3 protein-coding genes and 6 tRNA genes are annotated in these 6000 nt (G+C 56.8%); 8 read left to right on the top strand and 1 reads right to left on the bottom strand.

All coding sequences use genetic code 11. From position 1 onward, the window contains the following. On the bottom strand, positions 1-462 hold a 462-nt coding region (locus tag ABCP74_RS01160; RefSeq protein ID WP_343001067.1), incomplete at its 3' end, for a helix-turn-helix domain-containing protein. Positions 463-1039: 577 nt separating this feature from the next. Between ABCP74_RS01160 and ABCP74_RS01155 the strand changes: the two genes are divergently transcribed. From ABCP74_RS01155 to ABCP74_RS01120, 8 genes are all read left to right on the top strand, one after another. Further along, positions 1040-1129: transfer RNA gene (locus ABCP74_RS01155), tRNA-Leu, on the top strand. 59 nt (positions 1130-1188) lie between these two features. Then, complete coding sequence (locus ABCP74_RS01150) at positions 1189-3534, top strand: SpoIIE family protein phosphatase (RefSeq protein WP_343001066.1); 2346 nt, start codon at positions 1189-1191, stop codon at positions 3532-3534. A gap of 81 nt (positions 3535-3615) precedes the next feature. Further along, positions 3616-4362: an anti-sigma factor antagonist gene (locus ABCP74_RS01145; RefSeq protein WP_343001065.1), complete on the top strand. Its 747-nt coding sequence runs from the start codon at positions 3616-3618 to the stop codon at positions 4360-4362. 105 nt (positions 4363-4467) lie between these two features. Continuing rightward, positions 4468-4543: transfer RNA gene (locus ABCP74_RS01140), tRNA-Gly, on the top strand. Positions 4544-4578: 35 nt separating this feature from the next. Next, positions 4579-4652, top strand: a tRNA-Cys gene (locus ABCP74_RS01135). A 42-nt stretch (positions 4653-4694) separates the two neighbouring features. Next, a tRNA-Gly gene (locus ABCP74_RS01130) sits at positions 4695-4770 on the top strand. A 475-nt stretch (positions 4771-5245) separates the two neighbouring features. Next, positions 5246-5321: transfer RNA gene (locus ABCP74_RS01125), tRNA-Gly, on the top strand. A gap of 3 nt (positions 5322-5324) precedes the next feature. Further along, positions 5325-5399 (top strand) — tRNA-Val (locus ABCP74_RS01120). The last annotated feature ends 601 nt before the right edge of the window (positions 5400-6000 follow it).

Here is a 6000-nt window from a genome sequence, read left to right as displayed (position 1 = left end):
CCTCTCGACCAGGGCACGCAATTTTTTTAGGTAGGCCACCTCGGTCTCGAGCCTTCGGCAGCGCTCCTCGAGCTCCTGCTCGCGCGTGCGCGGCCTCGCCTTGGAACCGCTCGGCCGGCCCTTGGGCTTGGGCCTGAGCGCCTCGGCGCCGCCCTCGCGGTAGAGCGCGCACCATCTCTTGAGCGGCGCCAGGGACATGACGCCGAACGCCTCCATGGCGTCCCGCTTGCTCATGCCGCCGTCGACCACGGCCGAGGCGGCGGCGACCTTCTGCTCATATGTGTACCTGGCCTGCTTGCCGTCCATGGATAGCAGCACCTCGCTTCCGAACGACCGGTATACGTAGAGCCATTGTCTCACGGTGTCGCGCGGGACCGACAGCGCCTTCGCCGCCGACTCGGAGCCGTGGCCTCGCTCGAAGAGCTCGATCGCCGCCTTCCTGGCCTCGATGTCGTGCTTCACCCTCAAGTCGACACGCATAAAAAGCCTCCCATTTCTCATGTCCAAGAAATGGGAGGCAGTTCACTTCGTGCGGCGGGGGTTTCTTGCGTCCTGCGGGGTGTTCTGAAAAGTAACACCAGGGCGGGCCCTACGTTAACTCGGCAGGGGGGTGCGATTCCCTGATCGCTCGCTTAATCTGATAGGGAATTGTGTGAGGCCGGAGCCTTGGCTCCGGCCTCTTCATATAAGGGCTCGGCAAGGCCGAGCCACCAAATTAATATCAGCCCTCAGAACATGTTTGAGAACGGTGCCTGGAGTACGTGGACGTAGGGCCGGAATCGGTGATGCCTCCCGGCGCATTCCGCAGGGGGAGCGATATTTTGCAGCACGAAGTGCGCAGCAAAATATCGCTCATGCCCGAGGACGCGCCGGGAGGCAACACCGATTCGGGGCCGGACATATAGATCTACCTGCGCATTTTCAAATTCGTAAACTTTTTTCAAAAAAGTGCTTGCGCAGTTCTCGAAACATAGGTTATTATCTTCCTCGTTGAACGCGCGGGTTCAACAAAACGAACCGCGAGTCAACAACATAGCATGTCGGAGTGGCGGAATTGGCAGACGCGCTAGCTTGAGGTGCTAGTGACCGCTTTTTGGTCATGCGGGTTCAAGTCCCGCCTCCGACACCATCGCATTTGAGAAGCCTCTTCGGAGGCTTTTTTGTTACCGATAGACGGTGAGGTTCACGATGGAAACGCTTGAGCGCAATGAGTGGGCGGACGTTGCCCAACTGGTCGAGATCACGAGCGATGCTGTCATCATTTGTGAGCTCGACGGAACCATTCTGCATGTGAATAACCGCTTGCTCGACTTGATGTGCGAGGAGCGTTCCGATGTGATCAACGGGGACGTTAAAGACCTCTTGTACTCATCAGCATTTGAACGCGCGTCAGAGCATCGTCTTCCTTTTGAGACCAATGGAACCGAGAGCGAGTTGATGCTCAAGCTGAGTGACGGCTCCTTTATTCCCGTCTTGGTTTGTGCCGGCTCGGTTACACCGCCTCGTATTTTTGGGCGCCGCGCGCCGCGTGTTCTGGTGGCGCTTCATAGCATCGAAGAGCAGTACTCGCACGACCGCCAGCTCAAGCGTGCGCTTTCGGAGCTTAGAGTGGCGAATAAGCGCCTTTCGGGCACTTTGTCGGTCATTATGAGCACGGTGGGCTCCGATGAGCTGCCTAGTTTGTTAGATACCGTTTTGAACCAGCTTGTAGGAACGCTCGATGCTTCGGGTGCCGCTATTTATTTTTCTGAGAGCGGCGGTTTTAAGCTTCGCGGTGTTTCCAAGGAGCTGCACGACAGCTACCTGCCCGAGTTTTTGCCGTATGGCGCTGGCATTCCGACGTATGTGCTTCGCGAGTCGCGTGCCTGTCGTTTGTCGATTCAACAGGACCTTGAGGGTGATAGGGCTGCCTCCGGTATGTTCATGGACCTGGACAATCGTTCTAAGCACCTGTTGCGCGTGCAGGATATGCCTCCGTACCGCAGCGAGATCTGTCTTCCCGTTTTTTACGGTACGCAGATCCTTGGCGTGCTGGAAGTTGGTTGGAAGCGCCCTCAGGCACCGCTCGCCTATGACGTTAATGTACTCGAGGTCATTTGCGATTACCTGTCTATCCAGCTGGTCGGCATGGCATCGAGCCTTCGCTCTCGTCGCACGGCCGAGCTCGGCCGCTCGCTCAATGTCTTACGTGATGAGTTGTTTACCTTTCTAGACGATTCCGCTGCGGCTACCCAGGCGGTATCGTCCGAGATTTGCAATATGCTCAACTGTCATTTTTGCCCTGTTGAGTATGACGTCAGTCTGGGCTCCTATGTCATAGATTTTGAAGGCGGCAGTCGCGTTGCTTTGCCGGACGATCCCGAGAAACTTTTCTTTTCCACGACGGCGCCAGCGGCACGTTTGGGGGTTGGCTCTGATGGCTTTGAGGCGTCTGTTTTGGGCGGCACGAGTGCCGAGGATCTTAAACACGTCCGTATAACTCGCGTTGACGAATCGATGCCTATGGGAGGCTGGCTTAGGGCGCATGGTCTGCCTTGCCAGGGTCTCTACGTCGACACCGGCATCGAGGCGGGGCGCCCGCGCTCTGAGGGTGATGGCAAGCACAGCAACGACGCGATCGTTCCTGCTTCTGTTGCGAAAGGCCCGACGACGCGCGCGCTGCTGCTTCGTGACGGTAGTCAAGAGCCGATTGATGACCTTGAATATGACTACTTGGTGCACTTGGCGCATGACTTTGAACTGATCTACGAGGGCGAATCTCAAAAGCGCGAGGAGCGCCATATCGCTCAGACCCTCCAGATTGGCATGAGAAATTCGCTTGGTGACGTTCCGGGTATCGCGACCGATTCGGTATACCTTTCGGCAACGAATTCGGCGTTGGTCGGCGGCGACTTCTATACTCTTGTCCGTCTTCCCGACGATTGCGCCGTTATGATTTTGGGCGATGTATCCGGCAAAGGAATCGAGGCGGCGTCGATGTCAGCGCTCGTCAAGACGGCGCTGACGGCCTATGCCTGGGAGGGTGCTGGGCCCGCCCGTATGGCCCGCTCGCTCAATAGCATGCTCATGGGCTTTTCGAGGGTCGAGACGTTTGTGACGGCGTTTATCGCCAAGATTGATCTTAAAGCGGGTCGCGCTACCTATTGCTCTGCGGGACATCCTCCCACTATGGTCATTAGGCCCTCGTCGACGCCGCTTGGCGGTGGAGAAATCCGAGGGGGAGAAGTGGAGCTCCTTGGGTGCCAATCGGGCGTGATCGGCGCCTTTGAGAGCATGGTGTACGAGACAGGCGTGTTTACGTTCGCTCCTGGTGACATGCTATTCATGTATACCGACGGAACAATCGAAGCACGTGATCGCTCGGGTGCTTTCTTTGGCGAGCAGCGCCTTCGTGACCTTCTGCTCTCTGTCTCGGGTGAGGGCGTATCGGGAATCTGCGGTAAGGTCTTGGGCGAGCTTGACCGCTTTACCGAGTCGGCGTTGGACGATGACATCGCGCTGGTTTCCCTTGAGTTTTTACGGGGCCGATCGTAGGCCGCGACGCTTGACGGGCAAAATCTGCGCAGCTGCAGATACGTATGCATCGAGCGAGCTCTTTTGGGGAACCATGGTCGTATGAATGAGTGGAATGACATAGCGGTTCTGACGCCACCGGGTGATGTCGACATCGCCTCGGTGTCCGTGCTGCGCCCACGGTTGGATAATCTGATCGACCGGGGCGTGCGCCGTGTTGTCATCAATTGCCAGGCCGTGGGCTTTATCGACTCGACGGGTTTGGCGTTTTTGCTTACACGTGCCAGAGAGCTCATGAGGCGAGAGGGCCTGCTTTCGCTCGTTAACGCCTCCGATGAGGTCATTCGCTTTTTGGAGATTGCCCGACTTGTCGACATCCTTCATGTTGCGGGTCCGGCGCGTGAGTCGATTCCCGCTATTCCGGTGGGAGAGTTGCCACGATGGAGCAAGAGCGTCGAAGTGCGGCGAGGCATAGAGAACCTCCCGTATTATCGGCACCGTGTGGCCGAGCTTCTCGAATCGCTTCCCCTGAGGCGTGATGAACGTTATGACGTCGCATTGGCGCTGGGGGAGGCATTGGGTAACGCGTATGACCATGCGGGCGGTGTTGGCTGTATCCTGACGGTTCAGGCCTACGGGGACCGTGTTGTGCTCGAGGTGCTTGATCGGGGCGCTGGCTATTCTATCGATGGGGCGAGCGAGCCGGTGGCATCTGAGGAACGCGGACGTGGTATCAAGCTTATGCGCATGCTCGTCGATAATGTGGAGGTTACCCGTCGCACGGATGGTGCCGGCACACGCGTTCGGATGGTGAAGCTGTTTAGCTCGGCATTGGAATCGCGCGCTTAGCGCTTTGGGTTGACATGATTTCCCTGCGTGAACTTGCTTTGAGCAACTTTTTTGAAAAAAGTACTTGCGTCTTTTGGATAACTCGCGTAAATTAATAACCCGCAAGCGGACATGGCTCAGTTGGTAGAGCACAACCTTGCCAAGGTTGGGGTCGCGGGTTCGAGCCCCGTTGTCCGCTCCATTGCATTTCCGGACCGTTCTTAACGGTCCTTTTTCGGCGAAGTGGCCAAGTGGTAAGGCAGAGGCCTGCAAAGCCTTTACCCCCGGTTCGAATCCGGGCTTCGCCTCCAGGCAACATCCGGGCGCTCCGGCGCCCGTTTTGTTTTACATATGCGGACATGGCTCAGTTGGTAGAGCACAACCTTGCCAAGGTTGGGGTCGCGGGTTCGAGCCCCGTTGTCCGCTCCAAACGCAGCAGCCCGACTACCACGGTAGCCGGGCTTTTTCGTACCCATCGCATGGGCTCGAACCCGAGAGGGAGCGAGCGCTAAGCAAACGCGGAGCGTTTGTAGCGAGCTGGCGAGGTCGCCGGCAGGTGGCCGAAGTCGGTGCGGATCCGCGAAGCGGATACGCGGACGCCCCGTTGTCCGCTCCAACTATCTTACGCGGTTCTAACAAACCGCGTTTTTTGTTGACGCTGCGCGGGCTCCGGGTGCCCCATCTTGCCCCTCAATCGTCGGTCGCGTACATAAAGTACGCTTCCCTCCTCTTTCGCGGCAACCTGGGGCACCCGGAGCCCGCTCGCTGTTGTGGCCGGGGGAGTGGGTCATCAGTTCTTTTCGCCTGATTGGTCAATCCGTTCCAGAGGCTCGAACTATTTTCAAATTATTCGAAAATAGTTCTTGCATTCGGGGCGATCATCCCGTATATTAAATCCTCGCAGGCGGACATGGCTCAGTTGGTAGAGCACAACCTTGCCAAGGTTGGGGTCGCGGGTTCGAGCCCCGTTGTCCGCTCCATTTGGGCGTTTAGCTCAGGGGGAGAGCGCTTCCCTGACACGGAAGAGGTCAGAAGTTCAAATCTTCTAACGCCCACCAAATGTTCGCAGCTCAGAGGCTATGTCCTCTGGGCTGTTTTGTTTTTTGCCACCAAGCGCGCCGCCAAATAAGTCATCAAATATTGATCCAAGGTCCGTACGCGATGGTCTTCGCATCCCGTAGGGGTGCCGGCAGATTGCATGTGTCCTGGCCCATCATGACCGCAACATGTTGGTCAAGCATAATCTTTTGGATTCTTTTGGCGTGAGCGGCTTGGTTTTGGTGCTATTTGGCGGCGGCACGGTTGAGGGGGTTTCAAAACTGCTGTGCAGGTAGTTGGGTTGATAACGTTTTAGCAGTCTGCCAAGAGGCCTTCATTTATAATGCGTCTGCAAATTGACCAATTGCTTTGACCTGCTGAAACACTATATGTTGTGTTTGACCTAAAAAAAGAATACAGGATATAGATGCCTCTTTGTCGTATGATAGATGACGGACAGAGAACGAGGACCTTATTCGCCCCATTTGGATGGATCTTTGAGCCCCTTGATTGGCTGCGAGGATTGTCCGCATGAGGGCCTATGGTTATCGAGAACACAGATTGCGTAACGGCGCCGCAAGACAGGGCCAAACCCTGCCGGGCATCGTTTGGCTCTGAAGC

It is taken from the genome of Collinsella aerofaciens (genome assembly GCF_039062315.1).
GTDB lineage: Bacteria > Actinomycetota > Coriobacteriia > Coriobacteriales > Coriobacteriaceae > Collinsella > Collinsella aerofaciens_BG.
This window is presented reverse-complemented; position numbering and strand designations above follow the sequence as displayed.

Bases quoted from the DNA above. Each gene is read 5' to 3' on its own strand.
- ABCP74_RS01150 (WP_343001066.1), top strand. From the start codon at position 1,189: ATGGAAACGCTTGAGCGCAATGAGTGGGCGGACGTTGCCCAACTGGTC.
- ABCP74_RS01145 (WP_343001065.1), top strand. From the start codon at position 3,616: ATGAATGAGTGGAATGACATAGCGGTTCTGACGCCACCGGGTGATGTC.